This window comes from Thermobispora bispora DSM 43833 (assembly GCF_000092645.1).
Classification (GTDB): domain Bacteria; phylum Actinomycetota; class Actinomycetes; order Streptosporangiales; family Streptosporangiaceae; genus Thermobispora; species Thermobispora bispora.
Map to the genome: position 1 here is coordinate 2296366 of NC_014165.1, position 23928 is coordinate 2320293.

20 protein-coding genes are annotated in these 23928 nt (G+C 72.9%); 7 read left to right on the top strand and 13 right to left on the bottom strand.

All coding sequences use genetic code 11. From position 1 onward, the window contains the following. Positions 1-18: 18 nt before the first annotated feature. From zwf to pgl, 3 genes are read left to right on the top strand one after another with little or no spacing between them, the layout of a single operon-like run. Positions 19-1608, top strand: a complete 1590-nt coding sequence (gene zwf, locus TBIS_RS09820) for a glucose-6-phosphate dehydrogenase (RefSeq protein ID WP_013132228.1) — start codon at positions 19-21, stop codon at positions 1606-1608. Continuing rightward, complete coding sequence (locus TBIS_RS09825; RefSeq protein ID WP_013132229.1) at positions 1605-2513, top strand: glucose-6-phosphate dehydrogenase assembly protein OpcA; 909 nt, start codon at positions 1605-1607, stop codon at positions 2511-2513. The genes zwf and TBIS_RS09825 overlap by 4 nt, the downstream gene beginning before the upstream one ends. A gap of 54 nt (positions 2514-2567) precedes the next feature. Next, the gene (gene pgl, locus TBIS_RS09830) at positions 2568-3344 is read left to right on the top strand and encodes a 6-phosphogluconolactonase (protein WP_013132230.1); all 777 of its coding nucleotides are present in this window, start codon (positions 2568-2570) and stop codon (positions 3342-3344) included. Between the two features lie 103 nt (positions 3345-3447). Here pgl and TBIS_RS09835 read toward each other — a convergent pair whose 3' ends face one another. Next, positions 3448-4485 (bottom strand): GNAT family N-acetyltransferase, encoded by a 1038-nt coding sequence (locus TBIS_RS09835; RefSeq protein ID WP_013132231.1) that lies wholly within the window; start codon positions 4483-4485, stop codon positions 3448-3450. A gap of 197 nt (positions 4486-4682) precedes the next feature. On the opposite strand from TBIS_RS09835, the gene TBIS_RS09840 reads away from it, so the two are divergent. Continuing rightward, positions 4683-6080, top strand: a complete 1398-nt coding sequence (locus tag TBIS_RS09840; protein WP_013132232.1) for an NAD(P)/FAD-dependent oxidoreductase — start codon at positions 4683-4685, stop codon at positions 6078-6080. A gap of 45 nt (positions 6081-6125) precedes the next feature. Next, the gene (locus tag TBIS_RS09845) at positions 6126-7733 is read left to right on the top strand and encodes an amidohydrolase (protein WP_013132233.1); all 1608 of its coding nucleotides are present in this window, start codon (positions 6126-6128) and stop codon (positions 7731-7733) included. A 320-nt stretch (positions 7734-8053) separates the two neighbouring features. Here TBIS_RS09845 and TBIS_RS09850 read toward each other — a convergent pair whose 3' ends face one another. From TBIS_RS09850 to uvrA, 11 genes are all read right to left on the bottom strand, one after another. After that, positions 8054-8410, bottom strand: a complete 357-nt coding sequence (locus tag TBIS_RS09850; protein ID WP_013132234.1) for an RNA polymerase-binding protein RbpA — start codon at positions 8408-8410, stop codon at positions 8054-8056. A 72-nt stretch (positions 8411-8482) separates the two neighbouring features. Then, positions 8483-8713 (bottom strand): preprotein translocase subunit SecG, encoded by a 231-nt coding sequence (secG, locus tag TBIS_RS09855; protein ID WP_013132235.1) that lies wholly within the window; start codon positions 8711-8713, stop codon positions 8483-8485. A gap of 119 nt (positions 8714-8832) precedes the next feature. Next, positions 8833-9615 (bottom strand): triose-phosphate isomerase, encoded by a 783-nt coding sequence (gene tpiA / locus TBIS_RS19835; RefSeq protein ID WP_013132236.1) that lies wholly within the window; start codon positions 9613-9615, stop codon positions 8833-8835. A 3-nt stretch (positions 9616-9618) separates the two neighbouring features. Next, positions 9619-10806, bottom strand: coding sequence for a phosphoglycerate kinase (locus tag TBIS_RS19840; RefSeq protein WP_013132237.1), 1188 nt, complete (start codon positions 10804-10806; stop codon positions 9619-9621). Beyond that, the gene (gene gap / locus TBIS_RS09870) at positions 10806-11810 is read right to left on the bottom strand and encodes a type I glyceraldehyde-3-phosphate dehydrogenase (RefSeq protein WP_013132238.1); all 1005 of its coding nucleotides are present in this window, start codon (positions 11808-11810) and stop codon (positions 10806-10808) included. Before gap ends, TBIS_RS19840 begins: the two co-directional genes overlap by 1 nt. A 655-nt stretch (positions 11811-12465) precedes the next feature. Next, on the bottom strand, positions 12466-13446 hold the full coding sequence (gene whiA, locus TBIS_RS09875) for a DNA-binding protein WhiA (protein ID WP_013132239.1): 981 nt from the start codon (positions 13444-13446) through the stop codon (positions 12466-12468). A 27-nt stretch (positions 13447-13473) separates the two neighbouring features. Then, positions 13474-14427: a gluconeogenesis factor YvcK family protein gene (locus TBIS_RS09880; RefSeq protein ID WP_013132240.1), complete on the bottom strand. Its 954-nt coding sequence runs from the start codon at positions 14425-14427 to the stop codon at positions 13474-13476. 107 nt (positions 14428-14534) lie between these two features. After that, positions 14535-15395 carry an RNase adapter RapZ gene (gene rapZ / locus TBIS_RS09885; protein WP_013132241.1) on the bottom strand — a complete coding sequence of 287 codons (861 nt, stop codon included), beginning with the start codon at positions 15393-15395 and terminating at the stop codon, positions 14535-14537. Between the two features lie 100 nt (positions 15396-15495). Next, on the bottom strand, positions 15496-17430 hold the full coding sequence (gene uvrC, locus TBIS_RS09890) for an excinuclease ABC subunit UvrC (RefSeq protein WP_013132242.1): 1935 nt from the start codon (positions 17428-17430) through the stop codon (positions 15496-15498). A gap of 76 nt (positions 17431-17506) precedes the next feature. Next, entirely contained in the window at positions 17507-17911 is a 405-nt protein-coding gene (locus tag TBIS_RS09895) for a Rieske (2Fe-2S) protein (RefSeq protein WP_013132243.1), read from the bottom strand. Positions 17912-18573: 662 nt separating this feature from the next. Beyond that, positions 18574-21414, bottom strand: coding sequence for an excinuclease ABC subunit UvrA (uvrA, locus tag TBIS_RS09900; protein WP_013132244.1), 2841 nt, complete (start codon positions 21412-21414; stop codon positions 18574-18576). Between the two features lie 463 nt (positions 21415-21877). Here uvrA and TBIS_RS09905 point away from each other — a divergent pair, with 463 nt between their 5' ends. Beyond that, positions 21878-22522: an MBL fold metallo-hydrolase gene (locus TBIS_RS09905; protein WP_013132245.1), complete on the top strand. Its 645-nt coding sequence runs from the start codon at positions 21878-21880 to the stop codon at positions 22520-22522. After that, positions 22519-23625 carry an o-succinylbenzoate synthase gene (menC, locus tag TBIS_RS09910; RefSeq protein ID WP_013132246.1) on the top strand — a complete coding sequence of 369 codons (1107 nt, stop codon included), beginning with the start codon at positions 22519-22521 and terminating at the stop codon, positions 23623-23625. Before TBIS_RS09905 ends, menC begins: the two co-directional genes overlap by 4 nt. 6 nt (positions 23626-23631) lie before the next feature. Here the strand turns inward: menC and TBIS_RS09915 are convergent, their stop codons facing one another. Then, positions 23632-23928: a hypothetical protein gene (locus TBIS_RS09915; RefSeq protein ID WP_013132247.1), complete on the bottom strand. Its 297-nt coding sequence runs from the start codon at positions 23926-23928 to the stop codon at positions 23632-23634.

Here is a 23928-nt window from a genome sequence, read left to right on the forward strand (position 1 = left end):
GATCGCAAAGGAGGATCCATGACGGAGCAGGACCATCCGGAAGGCGGCGACGCCACGACGCCGAAGGCCACCGCCGCACGGCAGACCTACTCCGGCAACCCGCTGCGGGACCCGCGGGACAAGCGGCTGCCGCGCGTCTCCGGTCCCTGTGTGCTCGTGCTGTTCGGGGTGACCGGGGACCTCGCGCGCCGGAAGCTGCTGCCCGCGATCTACGACCTGGGGAACCGGGGGCTGCTGCCCCCGGGCTTCTCCCTGGTCGGGTTCGCCCGGCGGGACTGGGCGCACGAGGACTTCGCGCAGATCGCCCACGACGCGGTGAAGCAGCACGCGCGCACCCCGTTCCGTGAGGAGGTGTGGGCCCAGCTCAGCGAGGGGTTCCGCTTCTGCCCGGGTGAGCTCCACGACGACCACGCCTTCGACCGGCTCACCGCGCTGCTCACCGAGCTCGACCAGACCCGGGGCACGGGCGGCAACTACGCGTTCTACCTCGCGGTGCCGCCGAAGCTGTTCGCCCCGGTGATCCGGCAGCTCAAGCGCACCCGGCTCGCCCACGCGCCGCGCGGCGCGTGGCGGCGGGTCGTGGTCGAGAAGCCCTTCGGGCGCGACCTGAAGACCGCCCGCGAGCTGAACGCGCTGATCAACACGGTCTTCCCCGAGGAGTGCGTGTTCCGGATCGACCACTACCTGGGCAAGGAGACCGTCCAGAACATCCTCGCGCTCCGGTTCGCCAACACGCTCTACGAGCCGATCTGGAACCGCGGCTACGTGGACCACGTCCAGATCACCATGGCCGAGGACATCGGCGTGGGCGGCCGGGCCGGGTACTACGACGGCATCGGCGCCGCCCGGGACGTGCTCCAGAACCACCTGCTCCAGCTCCTGGCGCTGGTCGCCATGGAGGACCCGGGGAACTTCGACGCCGACTCGCTGCGCCGGGAGAAGGAGAAGGTGCTCAGCGCGGTCCAGCTCCCCGCGGACCTGGCCACCGGCACCGCGCGGGGCCAGTACACCCGGGGGTGGCAGGGCGGCGAGCCGGTGGTCGGCTACCTGGAGGAGGACGGCATCCCGCCGGACTCCACCACCGAGACCTACGCGGCCGTCCGGCTGGAGATCGCGAACCGCCGGTGGGCGGGCGTGCCGTTCTACCTGCGGACCGGCAAGCGGCTCACCCGCCGGATGACCGAGGTGGCGATCGTCTTCCAGCGCGCCCCGCACCTGCCGTTCAGCAAGACCGACACCGAGATCCTCGGCCAGAACGCGCTGGTCATCCGGGTGCAGCCGGACGAGGGTATCACGGTGCGGTTCGGCTCCAAGGTGCCGGGGACGGCCATGGAGGTGCGGGACGTCAGCATGGACTTCGCCTACGGCGAGTCCTTCCTGGAGTCCTCGCCGGAGGCGTACGAGCGGCTGCTGCTGGACGTGCTCATCGGGGACCCGCCGCTCTTCCCGCACCAGCGGGAGGTCGAGCTCTCGTGGATGATCCTCGATCCGATCGAGGAGTACTGGGCCACCTGCGGCAGACCTGAGGGGTACCCGGCGGGCACCTGGGGGCCGCCGTCGGCCGACGCGATGCTCGCGAGGGACGGACGCGCCTGGAGGCGGCTGTGACGATCTTCACCCTGTCCGACACGACCGCGTCGAAGATCTCCTCGACCCTCACCATGCTGCGGCACCAGCTCGGCGCGCCCGCGATCGGCATGGTGCTCACCCTGGTGGTCGTGGTCGACGAGGCCGGCCAGTACGACGCGACGCGGGCCGCCACCGAGGCGGCTCGGGAGCATCCCTCGCGGATCCTCGTGCTCATCAATCGCGATCCGGACGAGCCGAACCGGCTCGACGCCGAGGTCCGGGTGGGCGAGAGCGCGCCGGGCGAGGTGGTGCTGCTCCGCCTGTACGGCGAGCTGACCGCGCACGCCGACTCGGTGATCATGCCGTTGCTCCTCACGGACACCCCGGTGGTCGCCTGGTGGCCGGGCCGGTGCCCCACGGTGCCGGTGAAGGATCCGATCGGCCGGCTGGCCGACCGCCGGATCACGGACGCCCGGGCGGCGCCGGACCCGATCGCGGCGATCCGGGGCCGGGCCGCCACCTACGCGCCCGGCGACACCGACCTGGCGTGGACCAGGATCACGGTGTGGCGCAGCCTGCTCGCCGCCTGCTTCGACGAGCCGGTCGGCCGGGTGGAGCGGGGCGTGGTCGAGGGGGCGGCCGGGAACCCGAGCGCGCCGCTGCTCGCCGCGTGGCTGTCGGAGCGGCTGGACGTGCCGGTCGAGGTGGCCGATTCGCCGGGCCCCGGGCTCACCGGGGTGACCCTCGACCTCGTGGGCGGGGAGCGGCTCACGCTGACCCGGACCGACGGCCGCATGGCGACCCTGACCCTGCCCGGCCAGCCCGGCCGGCGGGTCGCCCTCGCCCGGCGGTCCACCACGGACCTGCTCGACGAGGAGCTGCGCCGGCTCGACCCGGACGACATCTACGCTGCCGCGATCCGCAACCTCGCCCGCACGTCCTGACCCCCGGCCCCGCCGCCGGACCGTCCGGCGAGGGCTGACCGTAAGGAGCAGACCGTGAGCGTTCCCACCGTCATCGTGCACCGCGACGCCGAGGTGCTCGCGCAGGCCGTCGCCGCCCGGCTGATCACCCGGCTGGTCGACACGCAGGCCGCCCGGGGCTCGGCCCACCTGGTGCTCACCGGCGGCGGGATCGGCATCGCGACGCTCGCCGCGCTCGCCGCCACGCCCGCCCGGGACGCGATCGACTGGCGGTCGCTCGACATCTGGTGGGGGGACGAGCGGTTCCGGCCGTCCGGCGACCCCGAGCGGAACGAGACCGGGGCGCGGGAGGCGCTCCTCGACCACGTGGACGTCGACCCGGGCCGGGTGCACCCGATGCCGGGCTCCGACTCGGGGCTCACCCCGGAGGAGGCGGCGGAGGCGTACGCGGCCGAGCTGGCCGCGGCGGCCCGGCCCGAGGACCACGGCCCGGTGCCCTCGTTCGACGTGCTGCTGCTCGGGATCGGGCCCGACGCCCACGTCGCCTCGCTCTTCCCCGGCCAGCCCGCCGTGTACGAGGAGGACCGGCCGGTGGTCGCGGTGCACGGGGCGCCGAAGCCGCCCCCGACCCGGCTCTCCCTCACCTTCCCCGCCATCCAGGCGGCCCGGGAGGTGTGGGTGATCGCGGCCGGGGCGGAGAAGGCGCAGGCCGTGTGGCTCGCCCTCTCCGGGGCCGGGCCGTACCAGGTGCCGGCGGCCGCGGCGCGGGGGCGGCAGCGGACGATGTTCCTGCTCGACCGGGCGGCGGCGGCGAAGATCCCGCCGTCCCTCGGTCGCATCGCCTCCCCGTGACCCCGCGGCGCGGGCCGCAGCCCGGGTACGGCTCCGGCCCCGGACCCGAGGAGGAGGGGGACGGTCCGCGGGTCGATCCGGAAGCGGCGGAGCCGGCCGTGGGCTAGGAGGCCATCGCCATCACCCCGACCGGGATCCGCGCCTCGAGCATCCGAGGGTCCTCGGTGGGCATCGGCGTGGCCCCGAGCGAGCCGAGCAACCGGCGCATCCGGACGTTCTCGGCGAGCAGGGTGACCCGTACCTCGGCGAGCCCGAGGTCGCCGGCCTGCCGCAGCAGGATCCGGGCGAGGATGCCGCCGAGCCCTTTGCCCTGCCAGCGGTCCTCGACGAGGAGGGACATCTCCGCGATGCCCGGGGCGGGGGTGAACATCAGGCTCGCCAGGGCCACCACCTGGCCGTCCCGGCCGGCCACGAACGACCTGCCGCGGTCGCGGTCGCAGAGCCGGTCGAACATGTCCGGCGGGAGCTGCGGGAGCGAGGTGAAGTACCTCAGCCGGCGCGTCTCCGGGGAGCAGCGTTCGTGCAGGTCGCGAAGGGACTCCCGGTAGTGCTCGGTGAGCGGCCGGACCACGACCTCGGCGCCGTCGGCGAGCCGCACCGGCTCGCCCACGGTGGCGGGCTCCCGGGGCGGCTGCACCAGGCGGGCGAGGGCCGCCGCGCGGGCGGCCTCGGCGAGCGTGAACGGCAGGCGGGTGCGGCGGATCCGGACCGCCCGGCGGGGCGCCACGGGCACCACGAGCAGCGTGGGGTCGGGCAGCTCTCCGGCCAGGTCGCCGGCGGACGAGCCGTACACCCAGCGTGCGTCGTCCGCGCGCAGCAGCTCGGCGAGCACCTCGGGCAGCCGCCAGGGCGCGGCGGTGAGCCGCGCGGCGAGCAGCAGGGCGCGCGTCGGCTCGTCGGTGAGCTCGCGGGCGGTGGCGGGCACGATCCGCACCCCGCGCCCTCCGGCCGCCTCCAGGGCGGCCCGGATCGCCTCGGGTGACGCGGGGACGTCCGCCAGGAACTCGTCCACCGTGCCGTCAGCGTCGCTCTGCACCGACAGCCCCAGGATGTTGCCGCCCTTCTCCGCGAGTGCCGCGGCGATGGACGCCAGCCGTCCCGGCCGTTCGTCCACCGTCGTTCTGATCCGGTAGAACCCCATCGGCAGCTCCTCCCCTCTCCCTGGTCCCCCCACAGTCTCGCCGGGCGCCGTTACACCACGGCTACACGGAGATGAGCCACCCGTTTCCGTTCCCACAGCGGCCGAAAACAGCCGGGCATCCGCACAAGTACCGGAACTATGCCACGATTTTCGTCGCAGGATAGCGAGATCGTCACTGATATAGCAGGATTGGCGCCATGACTGCTCCGCTGTCGCCGGATTTCGTCAACGGTGAGGTGTCGTTCTGGTACCGCTCGATCGGGGTGCCCGAGCCGGGCGGCCCGCTCGACGGGAACCTGGAGGCCGACGTCGCCATCGTCGGCGCCGGGTACACCGGGCTGTGGACCGCCTACTACCTCAAGAAGGCGCAGCCGTCCCTCCGGATCGCCGTCCTGGAGAAGGAGTTCGCCGGGTTCGGCGCGTCGGGCCGCAACGGCGGCTGGCTGACCGGGGCGCTCGCCGGATCGCCGGAGCGCTACGCGAAGACCCACGGCGCCGACGCCGTCCGGCGGCTCCAGCGGGCGATGTTCGCGGCCATCGACGAGGTGATCAAGGTGGCCGCGGCGGAGGGCATCGACGCCGACATCGTCAAGGGCGGGGAGCTCACGGTCGCGCGCTCCGCCGCCCAGGCGGCCCGGCTGCACGAGTCGCTCGCCGCCCAGCGGCGGTGGGGGTGGACCGAGGAGGACGTCCGCCTGCTCTCCACCGGGGAGCTCGACTCCCGGATCCGGGTCAACGGCGCCGTGGCCGCGACCTGGACCCCGCACTGCGCCCGGATCCAGCCGGCCAAGCTCGTCCGCGGGCTCGCCGAGGCCGTGCGGCGCCTCGGCGTGGAGATCTACGAGCGGACCCCGGTCACCGAGATCGCCCCCGGCCGGGCGGTCACCCCGCGCGGCACGGTGCGGGCCGGCTACGTGCTCCGCTGCACCGAGGGGTTCACCGCCCGCATCCCCGGGTACCGCCGGGCCTGGCTGCCGCTGAACAGCTCCATGATCGTCACCGAGCCGCTGCCGGACGACGTCTGGGCGGAGATCGGCTGGGACGGCCAGGAGCTCCTCGGCGACATGGCCCACTACTACATCTACGCGCAGCGCACCGCCGACGGCCGGATCGCGTTCGGCGGGCGCGGCAAGCCGTACCTCTACGGGTCGCGGATCGATGCCCGGGGCCACACCCCCGCCTGGACCATCGGTGCGCTGTGGGAGCTGCTCACCGCGTTCTTCCCCGCCGTCGCCCGGTTCCGGGTGGACCACGCCTGGTCCGGGGTGCTCGGCGTGCCCCGCGACTGGTGCTCGACCGTCCACGTGGACCGGGCCACCGGGCTCGGCTGGGCCGGCGGCTACACCGGCCACGGGGTGACCACCTCCAACCTGGCCGGCCGTACCCTGTGCGACCTGGTGCTCGGCCGGGAGACCGAGCTCACCGGCCTGCCCTGGGTGGGGCGCCGGGTGCGCGCGTGGGAGCCCGAGCCGCTGCGGTGGCTCGGCGTCCACTCCATGTACCGCCTCTACCGGCTGGCCGACGCCCGGGAGAGCGCGGGGCTGGCCCGCACCTCCGTGCTCGCCAAGATCGCCGACCTCATCACCGGCCACTGAGCCCGCCGCGCAGCCCCGCAGTGCAGACCCGAAGAGAGGAGAGCCGTGTGCGCTGAGATCCTGTTCAAGGGCGGCCGCGTCTTCACGCCCGGCGGCTTCGCCGAGGCCGTGCTCGTCCGGGACGGCCGGATCGCCGCGGTCGGCCGCGAGGCCGACCTGGTACGGCTCGCGCCCGGGGCCGAGCCGGTCGACCTCGCCGGCGGGCTGCTCACCCCCGGGTTCGTCGACGCGCACATCCACCCCGTGCAGGCCGGGCTGGAGCGCGCCAAGTGCGACCTGTCCGGGGTGTTCGGCCTCGACGCCTACCTCACGAAGATCGCGGAGTACGCGGCCGCGCACCCGGACCGGGAGTGGATCGACGGCGGCGGGTGGGACATGTCGGCCTTCCCGGGCGGCCTGCCCCACCGCACCCAGCTCGACTTCCTCGACCGGCCGGTGTACCTGGTCCAGCGCGACCACCACGCGGCGTGGGTGAACACCCGGGCGCTGGAGCTCGCCGGGATCACCAAGGACACCCCCGACCCGGCCGACGGCCGGATCGAGCGCGACCCGGACGGCACGCCGAGCGGCGTGCTCCACGAGGGCGCCATGGACCTCGTCGGCCTGCTCACCCCGCGCCCCACCGCCGCCGACCTCGACGCCGCCCTGATGGACGCGCAGTCCCACCTGTTCTCCCTCGGGATCACCGGGTGGCAGGACGCGATCGTCGGCTCGTACGCCGGGTCGGACGACCAGCTCCCGGTCTACCTGTCGGCCGCCGAGTCCGGGCGGCTCAAGGCGCGGGTGGTCGGGGCGCTGTGGTGGGACCGCACCCGGGGCGCCGAGCAGATCCCCGAGCTGGTGGAGCGGCGGGCACGCGCGGACGGGCTCCCCCGGTTCCGGGCCACCGCGGTGAAGATCATGCAGGACGGGATCCCGGAGAACTTCACCGCCGCGGTCATCGAGCCGTACTGCGGCTGCGGCGGCACCGGGCTCTCCTACGTGGACCCGGAGCTGCTGCCCGGGTACGTCAAGGAGCTCGACGCGCTCGGGTTCCAGGTGCACTTCCACGCGATCGGCGAGCGCGCGGTGCGGGAGGCGCTCGACGCCCTCTCCGGCACCGACCCGGCCAACCGGCACCACATCGCGCACGTGCAGATCATCCACCCGGAGGACGTGCCGCGGTTCGCCCGGATCGGGGTGACCGCGAACATCCAGCCGCTCTGGGCCACCCACCACGCCCAGATGGACGAGCTGTGCATCCCCTACCTGGGCCCGGAGCGGGCGCGCTGGCAGTACCCCTTCGCCGACCTGGTACGGCACGGCACCCGGCTCGCCGCCGGGTCCGACTGGCCGGTCTCCTCGGCCGACCCCCTGCAGGGCATGCACGTTGCGGTGAACCGCACCGAGCCGGGCGGCTCGGTCCACGCGTCCTACCCCACCGCCCAGACGCCGTTCCTGCCGGAGCAGCGCATCGACCTCCGGACGATCCTCACCGCGTACACCGCGGGGTCGGCCTGGGTGAACGGGTCGCCCGCCGGGGTGATCGAGCCGGGCCGGCCCGCGGACCTGGTCGTGCTCGACCGGGATCCGTTCGCCCTGGAACCGGGTGAGATCTGGACCACCCGGGTCCGGATGACGTTCCTCGACGGGGAGTGCGTCTACCACGCCTGACCGGCCGGGCGGCGTGCCGGCGGGATCGCCGGAGGCGCGCCGGCCAGAGCGCCGGACGGCGGCCTGGGCCCGCTCGGCGCGCGTGCTCACGGCGGGCCCGGCCAGCCGAGGTCGTCCCGCACACGTGTCACGCGGCGGGGAGGCCCGGGAAACGTGCGGACCGCGGCCGGCACGCCGGCGGCCCCGGCGGCCGGGCCGCGCGGGCAAGCCCCACTGGAAGGGGCCGGCCCCGGCGGCGCGCGCCCGGAAGAGCAGGAAGCCCTCGCCCCGGGCGGGGCGAGGGCTTCACCGTTCCGGCGCCGGGGCGGCGCCGATCGCGGTCAGTACGTGATCTTCGGGCGGTGGGGAGACTTGCGCAGCCGCTCCAGAGCCTCGGCGAGGATCTGCCGGCCGTCCTCCTCGCTGCGACGCTCCTTCACGTACGCGAGGTGCGTCTTGTACGGCTCGTTCTTCGGCGGAGCGGGCGGGTTCGACCGGTCACGCCCGGCCGGAAGCCCGCAGCGTGGGCAGTCCCAGATCTCCGGGATGGGCGCGTCGCTGGCGAAGGCCGGACGGACCTCGTGCTGGTTGGCGCACCAATACGAGACCCGTACACGGGGTGCGGCCTCGCCGCGCTCGGCCTCTCCCATGGGGCCGGCGCCGACTCGGCTGCCACGGATCGCGTTGCCACTACCCACCGGTGAACTCCTTGCGCTCGATCGCCCCGGGGAGGGGGGAGTGAATCTCTGTCCCGCTTGCCGGGCGCGCCGCTACGGCTTGAGCAGCAGGCCCAGCGCGACGATGCACACGAACCAGATCACACCCGTGATGATGGTGAGCCGGTCTAGGTTGCGCTCCACCACCGAGGATCCTCCGAACGAGGAGGAGAAGCCACCGCCGAACAGATCCGACAGGCCGCCCCCCTTGCCCTTGTGCAGCAGGACGAGCAGCACCAACAGGATGCTCGACAGGATGAGGGTGATGGAGATGCCGATAGTCACCGTAGACCTGTTCCTCTATCCGGGCGTGCCACTATCCGTGTGCACGTCGATGGCGTGACGATTCATTGTCTTAATGAGGGTACGACCTGATGACAAGTCGCACCCTCACTTCGGGCCGGTCAGCCGGAGTTCTCACCGAACCGGCAGATCTTGACGAACTCCCCCGCATCGAGGCTCGCCCCGCCGACGAGGGCGCCGTCGATGTCGGGCTCCGCCATGATGCCGGCGATGTTCCCCGACTTCACCGATCCTCCGTACAGGATACGGACGACCTGCGCCACCTCGTCTCCGTAGCTCTCGGCGAGCCGGGACCGGATGGCCCCGCACACCTCCTGAGCGTCCTTCGGCGTGGCGACCTCCCCGGTGCCGATCGCCCAGACCGGCTCGTACGCCACCACGATCGACTTCGCCTGCTCGGCCGGGATCCCGGACAGCGCGCCGTCGAGCTGCTCGAGCGTGTACTCGACGTGGCGGCCCTCCTGGCGGATCGGCAGGCCCTCGCCCACGCACAGGATCGGGGTGAGCCCGTGGCGGAACGCGGCCTTGAGCTTGGCGTTGCAGAGCGCGTCGTCCTCGTGGTGGTACTGCCGGCGCTCGGAGTGACCCACCAGGGTGAAGGTGCACCCGAGCTTGGCGAGCATCGCACCCGAGATCTCCCCGGTGTAGGCGCCCGAGTCGTGCGCCGACAGGTCCTGCGCGCCGTACAGGATGCGGAGCTTGTCCCCCGCGACCAGGGTCTGCACGCTGCGCAGGTCGGTGAACGGCGGGAGCACCGCGACGTCCACCTTGTCGTAGTCCTTGTCGGTCAGCGAGAACGCCAGCTTCTGGACGAGCGCGATGGCCTCGAGATGGTTGAGGTTCATCTTCCAGTTGCCGGCGATCAGCGGCTTGCGGTCGGCCATCTGCTACTCCTCCAGCGCGGCGAGTCCGGGAAGCTTCTTGCCCTCGAGGTACTCGAGGCTCGCCCCGCCGCCGGTGGAGATGTGCGAGAAGCCGTCCTCCGGCAGGCCGAGCCGCCGGACCGCGGCCGCCGAGTCACCGCCGCCGACCACGGTGAACGCGTCCGACTTGACCAGCGCCTCGGCGATCGCGCGGGTGCCCCCGGCGAAGGCGTCGAACTCGAACACGCCCATCGGGCCGTTCCAGAACACCGTCTTGGCGTCGGCGAGCTTGGCGGCGAACAGCTCGCGGGTCCGCGGGCCGATGTCGAGGCCCTGCCGGTCCGCCGGGATCGCGGTCGCGTCCACCACCTCGTGGGGCGCGTCCGCCGCGAAGTGGGTGGCGGCCACCACGTCGACCGGGAGCACGATCTCCACCCCGCGCTCGGCCGCCTCGGCGAGGAAGCCCCGCACCTGGTCGAGCTGGTCCTCCTGGAGGAGCGACCCGCCGACCTCGTGGCCCTGGGCCTTGAGGAAGGTGTAGGCCATGCCCCCGCCGATGAGCAGGCGGTCGACCTTGCCGAGCAGGTTGGCGATCACGCCGATCTTGTCGGAGACCTTCGCGCCGCCCAGGACCACCACGTACGGCCGGACCGGGTTCTCGGTGAGCCGCTTGAGCACCTCGACCTCGGCGCGCACGAGGTCGCCGGCCGCGTGCGGCAGCCGCTTGGGCAGGTCGTAGACGCTCGCGTGCTTGCGGTGCACCGCCCCGAAACCGTCCCCGACGTACAGCTCGGCGAACGAGGCGAGCTTGTCGGCGAACTCACCCCGGACCGCGTCGTCCTTGGACTCCTCGCCCGGCTCGAAGCGCAGGTTCTCCAGGAGCGCGACCTGGCCCTCCTTCAGGCCGGCGACCGTGGCCTGCGCGGACTCGCCCACCACGTCGGTCGCGAACGCGACCTCCTGCCCGAGCACCTCGCCGAGGCGCCGGGCCACCGGGGCGAGCGAGTACTTCGGGTTGGGCTGGCCCTTCGGGCGGCCCAGGTGGGCGCCGACGATCACCTTGGCCCCGCGCTCCACCAGCTTCTTGATGGTCGGCGCCGACGCGCGGATCCGGCCGTCGTCGGTGATGTTGTCCCCGTCGAGGGGGACGTTCAGGTCGGAGCGCACGAAGACGCTCCGACCCTTAACGTCGAGCTCGTCGATTCCGATCATCAGAGGGTGGCACCCACGTACTCGATCAGGTCCACGAGGCGGTTGGAGTAGCCCCACTCGTTGTCGTACCAGCCGACCACCTTGACCTGGTTGCCGATGACCTTGGTGAGGCCGGCGTCGAAGATGCAGGAGGCCGGGTCGGTGACGATGTCGGCGGAGACGATCGGGTCCTCGGTGTAGGAGAGGATGCCCTTGAGCTCGCCCTCGGCGGCGGCCTTGATCGCCGCGTTGACCTCCTCGACCGAGGTCTCCTTGCGGACGTCCACGGTCAGGTCGGTGGCCGAGCCGGTCGGCACGGGCACGCGGAGCGCGTAGCCGTCCAGCTTGCCCTTGAGCTCGGGCAGCACCAGGCCGATCGCCTTGGCGGCGCCGGTCGAGGTCGGCACGATGTTCAGCGCGGCGGCGCGGGCGCGCCGGAGGTCACGGTGCGGGCCGTCCTGCAGGTTCTGGTCCTGCGTGTACGCGTGGACCGTGGTCATGAGGCCCTTCTCGATGCCGAAGGCCTCGTGGATGACCTTGGCCATCGGCGCGAGGCAGTTCGTGGTGCAGGACGCGTTCGAGATGATCGTGTGGGCCTTCGGGTCGTACGACTTGTGGTTGACGCCCATCACGATCGTGATGTCCTCGTTCTTCGCCGGCGCGGAGATGATGACCTTCTTCGCGCCGTTCTCGGCGTGCACGCGCGCCTTGTTGGCGTCGGTGAAGAGCCCGGTCGACTCCACGACGACGTCAACCCCGAGGTCGCCCCACGGGAGCTTGGCGGGGTCCCGCTCGGCGAACACCTTGATCGACTTCCCGTCGACGATGATCTCGTCGCCGGAGACCTTCACCTCGTTCGGAAGCCGGCCCAGGATGCTGTCGTACTTCAGCAGGTGGGCGAGGGTGGCGGGGTCGGTGAGGTCGTTGACAGCCACCACCTCGATGTCCTTGCCACTGGCGGCCACGGCGCGCCAGAAGTTGCGGCCGATGCGGCCGAAGCCGTTGACGCCTACGCGGATGGTCACGGGATCCGACTCCTCAACGGTCGTGCGCCGGTTCCCCGGCGCCATGGCTGGATGGAACCTCAGTAGCAGACCCTATCGAAAGCCAAGCGGTCTAGACCATTTGGACCCGGTACTTGTGATCGATTAAGCACGGATGGGGCCCATCGGGGCCTCCCGGGCGCGGTGCGCCCGGGCCCGGGAACACAGTGCTCCAGGCCCGGGAATGCGGTGCTCCGGGCCAGGGAAGACGGTGCTCCGGCCCGAGGGCGGGCGTGACGAACGGCGCCGGGGCGCGGCCGGGCCCGCGCCGCCGCCGTAACGCCCGGTCGCGCGAACCGCGAGGGTCATGCCCCTCGCCACGGAAGCCTGCCCTCGCCACCGCCCAGGAGGCCTCTCGCCACGCGCCGCACGGCCCGATGCGCGGACCCGCGGGACCTTTCGATGCGGCGGCCACGGGGCCTTTCGAGCGCGACCGCGGGACCCCTCGGCGCGCACCGTGAGGGTCTCCCATGCGCCGCGAGAGTCTCCGATGCGCACCGCGAGAGCCCGTCGCCGCTCATGGCCGAGTCCCGCTCCGCCCACCGGAGACCCGCGCAGTCCTCAGAGGCCGCTCCACCCACCGGAGACCCGCGCCGTTCAGCGGAGGCCCGCGCCGTTCAGCGCGCGGGCCCGGTGCTCACTGCGAGAGCAGGTCGGCGGGGATGCTCGCCTCGGTGGTGGCGATGCCGAGGTCCTGCGCCTTCTTGTCCGCCATGGCCAGCAGGCGGCGGATCCGGCCGGCGATCGCGTCCTTGGTGAGCGGCGGGTCGGCGATCTGCCCCAGCTCCTCGAGCGAGGCCTGCTTGTGCTCCACCCGGAGCCGACCCGCCATCACCAGGTGCTCGGGCGCCTCGTCGCCGAGGATCTCCAGCGCGCGCTGCACCCGCGCGCCCGCGGCGACGGCGGCCCGGGCGGACCGGCGCAGGTTGGCGTCGTCGAAGTTCGCGAGCCGGTTCGCCGTCGCCCGCACCTCGCGCCGCACCCGGCGCTCCTCCCACGCCAGGACGCTGTCGTGCGCCCCCATCCGGGTCAGCAGCGCGCTGATCGCGTCGCCGTCCCGCACCACCACCCGGTCGACGCCGCGCACCTCCCGCGCCTTGGCGTGGATCTTCAGCCGGCGGGCGGAGCCGACCAGGGCGAGGGCCGCCTCAGGGCCCGGGCAGGTCACCTCGAGCGACATCGAGCGGCCCGGCTCGGTGAGCGAGCCGTGCGCGAGGAACGCCCCGCGCCAGGCGGCCTCGGCGTCGCAGGTCGCCCCGGCCACCACCTGCCGGGGCAGTCCCCGCACCGGGCGGCCGTGGTTGTCGATGAGACCGGTCTGCCGGGCGAGGGCCTCCCCGTCCTTGTAGACGCGCACCACGTACCGGGACGTCTTGCGCAGGCCGGACGGCGCGAGCACGAGCACCTCGGCCTTGTGCCCGAACACCTCCGAGATGTCCTTGATCAGCCGCCGCGCCGCGACGTTCGTGTCGAGCTCCGCCTCGATGACGATCCGTCCCCCGACCAGGTGCAGCCCGTTCGCGAACCGCAGCAGCGTCGAGACCTCGGCCTTCCGGCAGCACGGCTTGAGCACCGAGAGCCGGCTCAGCTCGTCCTTCACCATGCCCGTCATGGCCATCTGCGCGTGCCCTCCCCCAGAACGACTTCAGGCGCCAGTCTCTCGCACGTGGCCCCGAGACGATCGCCGGTTCCCATGGAAAATCTCTGCCAGCACCGAGGCAAGACGTGGCCCATCGTGGCGGGGAGACCCGTCCGAAACGGCCACATCCGCCAATACCAGGCGGGCTCCCATGGCCTCCGCCGCCTTCTCCAGGGCCCGCCGGTCCCCCACGACCCTATGGTCGGCGAGCACCGTGTCGAAGGTGAGCGCGGGGGCGTGCTCCCGCAGCACCTCCAGGTGCTTCTCCGGCGAGAACCCGTCGGTCTCCCCGGGCTGGGGCGCCAGGTTGAGGATCACCACGCGTCGGGCGCGGGTCTCGTGCAGCGCCCGGGCCAGCTCCGGCACCTTCAGGTGCGGCAGCACGCTGGTGAACCACGACCCCGGGCCGAACACCACCCAGTCGGCCTCGCGGATCGCCTCGACGGCCTGCGGGCAGGCGGGCGGGTCCGGCGGGAGCAGCGAGATCGACAGCACCCGGCCCGGGGTGGTGGCGCAGGCGACCTGTCCCCGGACGGTCGTGATCCTCCCGTCGACCTCGACCTCCGCCTGGATGTCCAGCGGCACCGAGGCCATGGGCAGCACCCGGCCGTGGGCGCCCAGCAGCCGGCCCACCCACTCCAGCCCGATGACGGGGTCACCGAGCAGCTCCCAGAGCGCGACGATGAGCAGGTTGCCGACCGCGTGCCCGTGCAGCTCCCCCTCACTGCGGAACCGGTGCTGGACGACCCTGCTCCACGTACGGCCCCATTCGTCGTCCCCGCAGAGGGCCGCGAGGGCCATCCGCAGGTCACCGGGCGGCAGCACGCCGAGCTCGCGCCGGAGCCGGCCGCTCGAGCCGCCGTCGTCGGCCACGGTCACCACGGCGGTCAGGTTCGAGGTGACGGTGCGGAGGGCGGTCAGCGACGCGTACAGGCCGTGCCCACCGCCGAGGGCCACCACCCTGGGTCCGCCCGCCGGCCGGCCGGATCCCCCCGGCGGCTCGGCGTGTCTCGGGGGCGGGCCGTCCGGGGCGCCGGAGCGCTCCGGAGCGCCCGCGGTCTCGGGCGTCACTCGCGGCCCACGTCCCGGTGGGTGACCTGGACGTCCATGCCGCGTTCCCGCAATCGCGCCGCGAGCTCCTCGGCGACCGCCACGCTGCGGTGCTTGCCTCCGGTGCACCCCACGGCGAGGGTGGCGTACTCCTTCCCCTCCCGGACGTAGCCGGCTGCCACGACTCCGAAGACCTCCTCGTACCCGTCGAGAAACTCCTTCGCCCCCGGCCGGTTGAGCACGTACTCCCGGACCGGCGCGTCGAGCCCGGTCATCGGCCGCAGCTCGGGCACCCAATGCGGGTTGGGCAGAAACCGACAATCGATCACGATATCGGCATCGACCGGCAGCCCGTACTTGTACCCGAACGAGACGACGGTGACCTTCAGCCCCGGCCGGTCCTCGCCGCCGAAGTACGAGGCGATCTTCTTGCGCAGCTCGTGCACGTTGAGCCGCGAGGTGTCGATGACGAGATCGGCGTTGGCGCGCACCTCCCGGAGGATCCCGCGCTCCCGGTTGATCCCGTCGACGAGCCGGCCGTCCCCCTGCAGGGGGTGCGGGCGCCGTACGCTGTCGAACCGGCGGACCAGCTCCTCGTCGCCCGCCTCGAGGAAGACCACCCGGACGTCCACGCCCCGGCCGTCGAGCTCCTCGATCGCCGCGTTGAGGTCCGTGGTGAACGCGAGGCTGCGCACGTCGACCACGACGGCCACCCGGTCGGTCGCCTTGCCCGCCTCCTCGGCGAGCGAGGAGAGCATGCCGGGCGGCAGGTTGTCGATGACGTACCAGCCCAGGTCCTCGAGCGCCTTGGCCGCGGTGCTGCGCCCGGCCCCCGACATGCCCGTGATCACCACGAACGACGGCTGTCTCGTCGTCATCTCCGCTCACCGCCCCTGCCGATGGATGCGCCGTCCCGCGCGGGGAGCACGGCGCGGTGCGCCCGGTCCCCGGCCGCCGCGTGCCTGGCCCGGGGCGCGTTCACGCCTTATCGCCCCGCAACGCGCTGACGATCGCCTCGGCGGTCGCCGGCCCGATGCCGGGAACGGCACGGATCTCCTCCTCGGTCGCGTCGCGCAACCGCTTCAGCGAGCCGAAATGGCGCAGCAGCGCCTGCCGACGCGCCGGTCCCAGGCCCGGGATCCCGTCGAGCGCGCTCTCCTTCAGCGCCTTCGACCGCTTGGACCGATGGTAGGTGATGGCGAAACGGTGCGCCTCGTCGCGGATCCGCTGGAGCAGGTAAAGCCCCTCGCTGCCGCGCGGCAGGATCACCGGGTGGTCCTCGCCCGGCAGCCACACCTCCTCCAGCCGCTTGGCCAGGCCGCAGACCGCCACGTCGTCGATGCCGAGCTCGTCGAGCGCGCGCTGCGCGGCCGCCGCCTGCGCCGGGCCGCCGTCCACCACGACCAGGTTGGGCGGGTAGGCGAACTTGCGCGGCCGGCCGGTGTCCGGGTCGATCGGCGTGCCCGCGCCCGGCCGCTCCTCGTCGCCCTCCGCCCCCTCCAGGGCGGGGGCGAGGTCGCCCGTGGCCACCCGCTCCTCCAGGTAGCGCTTGAACCGGCGGCGCACCACCTCGTGGATCGAGGCCGCGTCACCGTCCGGGTTCCGCACGGCGAACCGCCGGTACTCGCTCTTGCGGGCCAGGCCGTCCTCGAACACCACCATGGAGCCGACCACGTCGGAGCCCTGGGTGTGCGAGACGTCGAAGCACTCGATGCGCAGCGGCGCCTGCTCCAGGCCGAGCGCGTCCGCGATCTCCTGCAGCGCCCGGCTGCGGGTGGTCAGGTCGCTCGCCCGGCGCATCTTGTGCTGGGCGAGGGACTCCTTGGCGTTCCGCTCCACGGTCTCCAGCAGGGCCTTCTTGTCCCCCCGCCGGGGGACCCGCAGCTCGACCCGGCCGCCGCGCCGCTCGCTCAGCACCTCGGCGAGCGCGGCCGAGTCCGGCGGCTCCACGGGGACGAGGATCTCCCGCGGGACCGCGGCGTCGCCGTACATCTGCAGCAGGAACCGCTCGACGAGCTCACCGGTGGACGCGTCGTCGACCTTGTCGACCACCCAGCCGCGCTGGCCGCGGATGCGGCCGCCCCGCACGTAGAACACCTGCACGGCGGCCTCGAGCGCGTCCTCGGCGATGGCGATCACATCGCAGTCGGTGGCCTCGCCGAGCACGACGGCCTGCTTCTCCAGGGCCCGCTGGAGGGCCCGGATGTCGTCCCGGAGCCGCGCGGCCCGCTCGAACTCCTCGGCCTCGGCGGCCTCCCGCATCTCCCGCTCGAGCCGTTTGATGAACCTGCCGGTGTCGCCCGCCATGAAGGAGCAGAAGTCCTCGGCGATCTTCCGGTGCTCCTCCGCGGTGACCCGGCCGACGCAGGGGGCGGAGCACTTGTCGATGTACCCGAGCAGGCAGGGCCGCCCCATCTGGGCGGCGCGCTTGAACACGCCCGCCGAGCAGGTCCGCACCGGGAACACGCGGAGCAGCAGGTCCACGGTCTCCCGGATCGCCCAGGCGTGGGAGTACGGGCCGAAGTACCGGGTGCCCTTGCGCTTGGCGCCCCGCAGCACCTGCACCCGGGGGTACTCCTCCCCCATGGTGACCGCGAGGTACGGGTATGACTTGTCGTCCCGGTACTTGACGTTGAACCGCGGATCGTACTCCTTGATCCAGGAGTACTCGAGCTGCAGCGCCTCGACCTCGTTGCTCACCACGGTCCAGTCGACCGAGGCCGCGGTGGTGAGCATGGTCTGGGTCCGCGGGTGCAGACCGGCGAAGTCGGTGAAGTACGAGTTGAGCCGCTGGCGGAGGTTCTTCGCCTTGCCGACGTAGATCACCTGTCCGCCGGCGTCGCGGAAGCGATAGACGCCCGGCGACTCGGGGATGGAACCGGGCGCCGGTCGGTACGTTGCCGGATCCGCCACACCGAAAGCCTACTCGCGCATGTCCCGTCTCCGGCGCGGGCGGAACGGGCCGCCCGCGCCGGAAGCGGCCGGGCGGCTACCCCACGACGACCGTGTCGCCCTGGACCGTGACGTTCCGGGCGGGGAGCGGCGATTTCGCCGGGCCCTCCTTCACCGAGCCGTCGGCGATGTCGAACAGCGTGTTGTGGCAGTGGCAGATGATCGCCCCTTTGTCGACGCTGCCGACGAGGCACCCCTGGTGGGTGCAGACCGCGCTGAAGGCCTTGAACTCGCCCTGGGTGGGCTGGGTGACCACGATCCGCTTGTCCCGGATGACCCGGCCCCCGCCGACCGGGATGTCGGAGGCGTTGACGTTCACGCTCTCCCCGGCATCTCCGCCCGCCGCGCCATCCGAGCCGCCCCCGCCGCAGGCGGCCAGGGCGGCGGCCACCCCGGCCGCTCCGGTACCGAGGATCAGGGCCCGGCGTGTGGTATCGGTCATGCTCAACCTCTCCGGATGGGTGCCGGGGACGGCCCGTTTCGGCCCGTCCCCGCCATGACTTTCACCGTATGTGGTTGGTTACGGCTCTCACGCCGTGGGGGTTCCGTCCGGACCCGAACGAGAGGTGTGATCCTGCGCACACCCGAGACGGCGCCGCTCCCACCCGTGGTGAGATCCCGGCTCCCCGGCCACGATGACGCGCTCGCCCCGGTCACGGCTGCGCGGCGGTGGCGCGCCACGTCCCACGCCCGTGGTCGTACGCCCCTCCCCTGTTCACGGCGGCGCTCCCCCGTTCACGGTGACGCGCCCGCGGACGTCGGCGGTCACAAGCCGCTCCCACCCGTGGTGAGATCCCGGCTCCCGGCCACGATGACGCGCCTCGGCTCGAGATGGCGCACGGATCCCGTGGCCGGCCATCCGGGCCCGGTCCGCGCCCAGCCGGGGTCCGCGCGCACCCGGTCTCCCGGGGTGATGCGTTCCCTCGGCCACGCTGCTGCGCCGGCTCACCGCCCGCGGTGCCGCGCCCGCTCTACCGCGACGATCGGGACATCCCGGAGCGTGCCCGGCCGCCGCTGACCCGCCCTCCGCTCGGCCGCCGCCTCGATGACGACCCGGGCCGGCGCTCCCTCACCCGGGCGTTCACCCGTGCCGTCCGCGGGCGCTCAGCCGCCGAGGATCTTGCGGAGGAAGCGGCCGGTGTGGCTCTCCTCGACCTGGGCGACCTCCTCCGGCGTGCCCGCGGCGACCACCCGGCCGCCCCGGGAACCGCCCTCCGGCCCCATGTCGATGATCCAGTCGGCCGTCTTGATCACGTCGAGGTTGTGCTCGATGACGATCACCGTGTTGCCGGCGTCCACCAGGCGGTGGAGCACGCCGAGCAGCCGGCGGATGTCCTCGAAGTGCAGGCCCGTGGTCGGCTCGTCGAGCACGTAGACCGTACGGCCGGTGGAGCGCCGCTTCAGCTCGGCCGCGAGCTTGACGCGCTGCGCCTCGCCCCCGGAGAGGGTGGTGGCCGGCTGGCCGAGCCGGACGTACCCCAGCCCGACGTCGCAGAGCGTCTGGAGGTGGCTGCGGATCGCCGGGATCGAGTCGAAGAACTCGAGCGCCTCCTCGATCGGCATGTCGAGGACGTCGGCGATCGTCTTGCCCTTGTAGCGGACCTCCAGGGTCTCCCGGTTGTACCGGGCCCCGTGGCAGACCTCGCAGGGCACGTAGACGTCCGGCAGGAAGTTCATTTCGATCTTGATGGTGCCGTCGCCGGCGCAGGCCTCGCAGCGGCCGCCCTTGATGTTGAAGCTGAACCGCCCGGGCTGGTAGCCGCGGACCTTCGCCTCGGTGGTGGCGGCGAAGAGCTTCCGCACGTGGTCGAAGACCCCGGTGTAGGTCGCCGGGTTCGATCTCGGGGTACGGCCGATCGGCGACTGGTCGACGTGCACCACCTTGTCCACCAGCTCGATGCCGGTGATCCGCGAGTGGCGGCCGGGCACGGTGCGCGCGCCGTGCAGCTCCTTGGCGAGCGCGTTGTACAGGATGTCGTTGACGAGCGTGGACTTGCCCGACCCGGACACCCCGGTCACCGCGGTGAACACGCCGAGCGGGAACTCCACGTCGATGCCGGCGAGGTTGTGCTCGCGCGCGCCCTTCACCACGAGCTGCCGCTTCTTGTCCCGCGGCCGCCGCCGCTCCGGTATGTCGATCCTCCGGCGGCCGGACAGGTACGCGCCGGTGATCGACTCCTCGCAGGCGATCAGGTCCTGGACGGTGCCGGAGACCACGATCTGCCCGCCGTGCTCGCCCGCGCCCGGGCCGATGTCCACCACCCAGTCGGCCGCCGCGATCGTGTCCTCGTCGTGCTCGACGACGATCAGCGTGTTGCCCATGTCCCGGAGCTTGAGCAGGGTGTCCAGCAGCCGCTGGTTGTCCCGCTGGTGGAGGCCGATGGACGGCTCGTCGAGCACGTAGAGCACGCCGACGAGCCCGGAGCCGATCTGGGTGGCGAGCCGGATGCGCTGCGCCTCGCCGCCCGCGAGGGTCGCGGCCGGGCGGTCGAGGGTCAGGTAGTCGAGCCCCACGTCGAGGAGGAACCCGAGCCGCGCCTTGATCTCCTTGATCACCCGCTCGGCGATCTGCGCGTCCCGTGGGCTGAGCCGCAGGTCGCTGAGGAAGGCCGCGCACTCCGCGATGGACATCGCCGAGACGTCGGCGATGGACTTGCCGCCGACCGTCACGGCGAGCGAGACCGGCTTGAGCCGCCGGCCCTTGCAGGCCGGGCAGGGCACCTGGCGCATGTACCCCTCGAACCGCTCCCGGCCGACGTCGCTCTCGGCCTCGGCGTGCCGGCGCTGCACCCACGGGATCACGCCCTCGAACGTGGTGTAGTAGGAGCGCTCCCGGCCGTAGCGGTTGCGGTACCGGATGTGGACCTGCTCGTCGTAGCCGTAGAGGATCGCCTTCTGCGCCTTCTTCGGCAGCCGATGCCACGGGGTGTCGAGGTCGAACCCCATCGCGTGGCCGAGCGCCTCGAGCAGGCGGGTGAAGTAGTCGCTGGTGTGCCCGTTCGCCCACGGGCTGACCGCCCCCTCGCCGAGCGTCCGCTCCGGGTCGGGGACGACCAGCTCGGGGTCGACCTCCATCCGGGTGCCGAGGCCGGTGCACTCGGGGCACGCCCCGAAGGGCGAGTTGAACGAGAACGACCGGGGCTCCAGCTCCTCGAACGAGAGGTCGTCGTAGGGGCAGTACAGGTGCTCGGAGTAGAGCCGCTCCCGGTTCGGGTCGTCCTCCGGCAGGTCGACGAAGTCGAGCATGACCGTGCCGCCGGAGAGCCGCAGCGCGGTCTCCACCGAGTCGGTGAGCCGGCGCCGGGCGCTCTCCTTGACCACGAGCCGGTCGACGATCACCTCGATGGTGTGCTTCTCGTACTTCTTCAGCGCCGGCGGCTCCTCCAGCCGGATCACCTGGCCGTCGACCCGGGCCCGGGCGAACCCCTTGGTCTGGAGCTCGCGGAACAGCTCGCCGTACTCTCCCTTGCGGCCGCGGATCACCGGCGCGAGCACCTGGAACCGGGTGCCCTCCGGGAGCTCGAGCACCCGGTCGACGATCTGCTGCGGGGTCTGCTTGGCGATGGGACGGCCGCAGCTCGGGCAGTGCGGCTTGCCGATCCGCGCCCAGAGCAGCCGGAGGTAGTCGTAGACCTCGGTGATCGTCCCGACGGTCGAGCGCGGGTTGCGGCTGGTCGACTTCTGGTCGATGGAGACGGCCGGGGAGAGGCCCTCGATGAAGTCGACGTCGGGCTTGTCGAGCTGCCCGAGGAACTGGCGGGCGTAGGCGGAGAGCGACTCGACGTACCGCCGCTGCCCCTCCGCGAAGATCGTGTCGAAGGCCAGGCTGGACTTGCCCGAGCCGGACAGGCCCGTGAATACGATCAGCGCGTCCCGCGGCAGGTCCAGCGAGACGTCCTTCAGGTTGTGCTCTCGTGCGCCACGCACGATAAGGCGATCAGCCACGGTGGTCCCGAAAGATCGACGAGTCAAACAGGTGTACGAATAGGCTATCCCGAGCCACCGACCTTACCGGGCCGTCGCCCGGAATCCGGCCCGCGTCCGCGTGGGCGGGGCGCATCGTCCGCCCGGGCCGACCAGGGTATGCGCTCCGGCCGGATTCCGCCCGCCGGTCGGGGGAACTCCCCGGTGAGCGGCCACGGGCTCCGGCGCCCCGCGCCCGTGGCGTACGGCCGGCCGCGGTCCAGGCCCGCCGCCGACGGGGTCCACGGCACCCGGGGCCGCCGCCCGCGGATGTCCGCCGGCCGGGCCGCCGCGTCCGGATCCACGGCCGGACGGGCGCCTCCCGGCCGTTTCACCGGTGGGCTCGCCCGTGCGGTGCCCCGGCCCGCGGCCGTACGGGCCCCTCCCCCCGGCGCGGCCGCGGCGGTGGGATTAGCGTGAGCCGTACCGACCGAGAAGGAGGACCATGACGTACACCGGTAACGTCACCAAGGGCGGGCCGCCCGACGTCCGCGAGCTGCCCGGCATCACCATCTGGAAGATGGAGGTCGGGGACTTCGAGAACAACGCCTACCTGATCCGGTGCAACGCGACCGGCGACGGCCTCCTGATCGACGCGGCCGCCGAGCCCGACCGGCTGCTCGAGCTGATCGGGGACCGGCCGCTCCGCGCCATCGTGACCACCCACCGCCACCAGGACCACTGGATGGCGCTGAAGGAGGTCGCCCGGGCCACGGGGGCCGAGGTGATCGCCCACCCGCTCGACGCGCCCGAGCTGCCCGTCCCGGTGACCCGCGAGGTGGTCCACGGGGACGTGATCACCGTGGGGAACGCGTCGTTCGAGGTGATCCACCTGCGCGGCCACACCCCGGGGTCGATCGCGCTGCTCTACGAGGACCGGCACCTGTTCACCGGTGACTCGCTCTTCCCCGGCGGCGTGGGGAACACCTGGGGCGACCGGGAGAAGTTCGAGCAGCTCTTCACCGACGTCGTGGAGCGCGTGTTCGACCGGCTGCCGGACGAGTGCTGGGTCTACCCGGGGCACGGCCGCGACACCACGCTCGGCGCCGAGCGCCCTCACCTGCCGGAGTGGAAGGCCCGCGGCTGGTGAAGATCACCGGCGTCGAGCTGATCCGGATCACCATGCCGCTGGCGGCGCCGTTCGCCACCTCCTACGGCACGATGACCACGCGGGACGCCCTGCTCGTCCGCGTGGTCACGCCGGAGGCGGAGGGCTGGGGGGAGTGCGCCGCCATGGCCCGGCCGGATTACACGCCGGAGTACGTGGCCGGCGCCGCCGACGTGCTGCGCCGCTTCCTGATCCCGGCCCTGCCCCGGGAGGCGGACGCCCACCGGGTCGGCCCGGCGCTGGCGTGGGTCAAGGGGCACCGGATGGCGAAGGCCGCGCTGGAGATGGCGGTGCTCGACGCGCAGCTCCGCGCCTCGGGCGAGTCCTTCGCCCGGTTCCTCGGCGCGGTCCGGGACCGGGTGCCGTGCGGGGTGGCGGTCGGCATCACCGGGTCGCTGCCCGAGCTCGTCGACACCGTCGGCCGGTACGTCGCCGAGGGGTACGCCCGGATCAAGATCAAGATCAAGCCGGGCTGGGACGTGGAACCGGTCCGCGCGCTCCGCGAGCGCTTCGGCGACGGCCTGCTGCTCCAGGTGGACGCGAACGCCGCCTACACGCTCGCCGACGCCGCGCACCTGGCCCGGCTGGACCCGTTCGGCCTGCTCCTCATCGAGCAGCCCCTCGCCGACGACGACCTCGTCCAGCACGCCGAGCTCGCCCGGCGGATCCGGACCCCCATCTGCCTGGACGAGTCGATCCTCTCGGCCGAGCACGCCGCCGCGGCCATCCGGCTCGGCGCCTGCTCCGTGGTGAACGTCAAGCCGGGCCGGGTCGGCGGCTACCTCGAGGCGCGCCGCATCCACGACCTGTGCCGCGCGCACGGCGTGCCGGTCTGGTGCGGGGGCATGCTGGAGACCGGCCTGGGCCGGGCGGCGAACATCGCCCTCGCCGCGCTGCCCGGCTTCACCCTGCCGGGCGACATCTCCGGATCGCGCCGCTACTTCCCGGCCGACATCACCCCGCCGTTCGAGCCCGACGACGGCCACCTCGCGGTGCCGGACGGCCCCGGCCTCGGCGTGGAGCCGCTCCCCGACCGGCTGGCGGAGGTCACCGCGTCGCGCGAGTGGATCCCGCTCCCGGCCTAGCGGGCGCTACCGCTCGGCGGGGTCGGCGTGCGGCCGCGGCTGCTCCGTGGTGAAGACCTTCACGATACGGTCGGCGGCCGCGGCCGGCTCGTCCACGCTCTCCACCACGTCGCCCCACGACCAGCGGTAGAACCAGCCCTCGGGCATGGCCACGCAGTCGACGGTCTCGGTGAAGATCGCCGCGTCCGGGTCGCGGACCTTCAGCGAGGGCGGATCGGGGCGTAGCGAGGCCTCCAAGCCCCGGAGCTCCAGCTCCCGCGCCAGCTTTCCCAGGAAGTACGTTCGGGTGTGCTCACGTGGCAT

Coding starts and splice junctions, on each gene's coding strand:
- zwf (WP_013132228.1), top strand. CDS start 19: ATGACGGAGCAGGACCATCCGGAAGGCGGCGACGCCACGACGCCGAAG.
- TBIS_RS09835 (WP_013132231.1), bottom strand. CDS start 4,485: ATGGGGTTCTACCGGATCAGAACGACGGTGGACGAACGGCCGGGACGG.
- TBIS_RS09840 (WP_013132232.1), top strand. CDS start 4,683: ATGACTGCTCCGCTGTCGCCGGATTTCGTCAACGGTGAGGTGTCGTTC.
- tpiA (WP_013132236.1), bottom strand. CDS start 9,615: ATGGCCGACCGCAAGCCGCTGATCGCCGGCAACTGGAAGATGAACCTC.
- TBIS_RS19840 (WP_013132237.1), bottom strand. CDS start 10,806: ATGATCGGAATCGACGAGCTCGACGTTAAGGGTCGGAGCGTCTTCGTG.
- whiA (WP_013132239.1), bottom strand. CDS start 13,446: ATGGCCATGACGGGCATGGTGAAGGACGAGCTGAGCCGGCTCTCGGTG.
- rapZ (WP_013132241.1), bottom strand. CDS start 15,395: ATGACGACGAGACAGCCGTCGTTCGTGGTGATCACGGGCATGTCGGGG.
- TBIS_RS09895 (WP_013132243.1), bottom strand. CDS start 17,911: ATGACCGATACCACACGCCGGGCCCTGATCCTCGGTACCGGAGCGGCC.
- TBIS_RS09905 (WP_013132245.1), top strand. CDS start 21,878: ATGACGTACACCGGTAACGTCACCAAGGGCGGGCCGCCCGACGTCCGC.
- TBIS_RS09915 (WP_013132247.1), bottom strand. CDS start 23,928: ATGCCACGTGAGCACACCCGAACGTACTTCCTGGGAAAGCTGGCGCGG.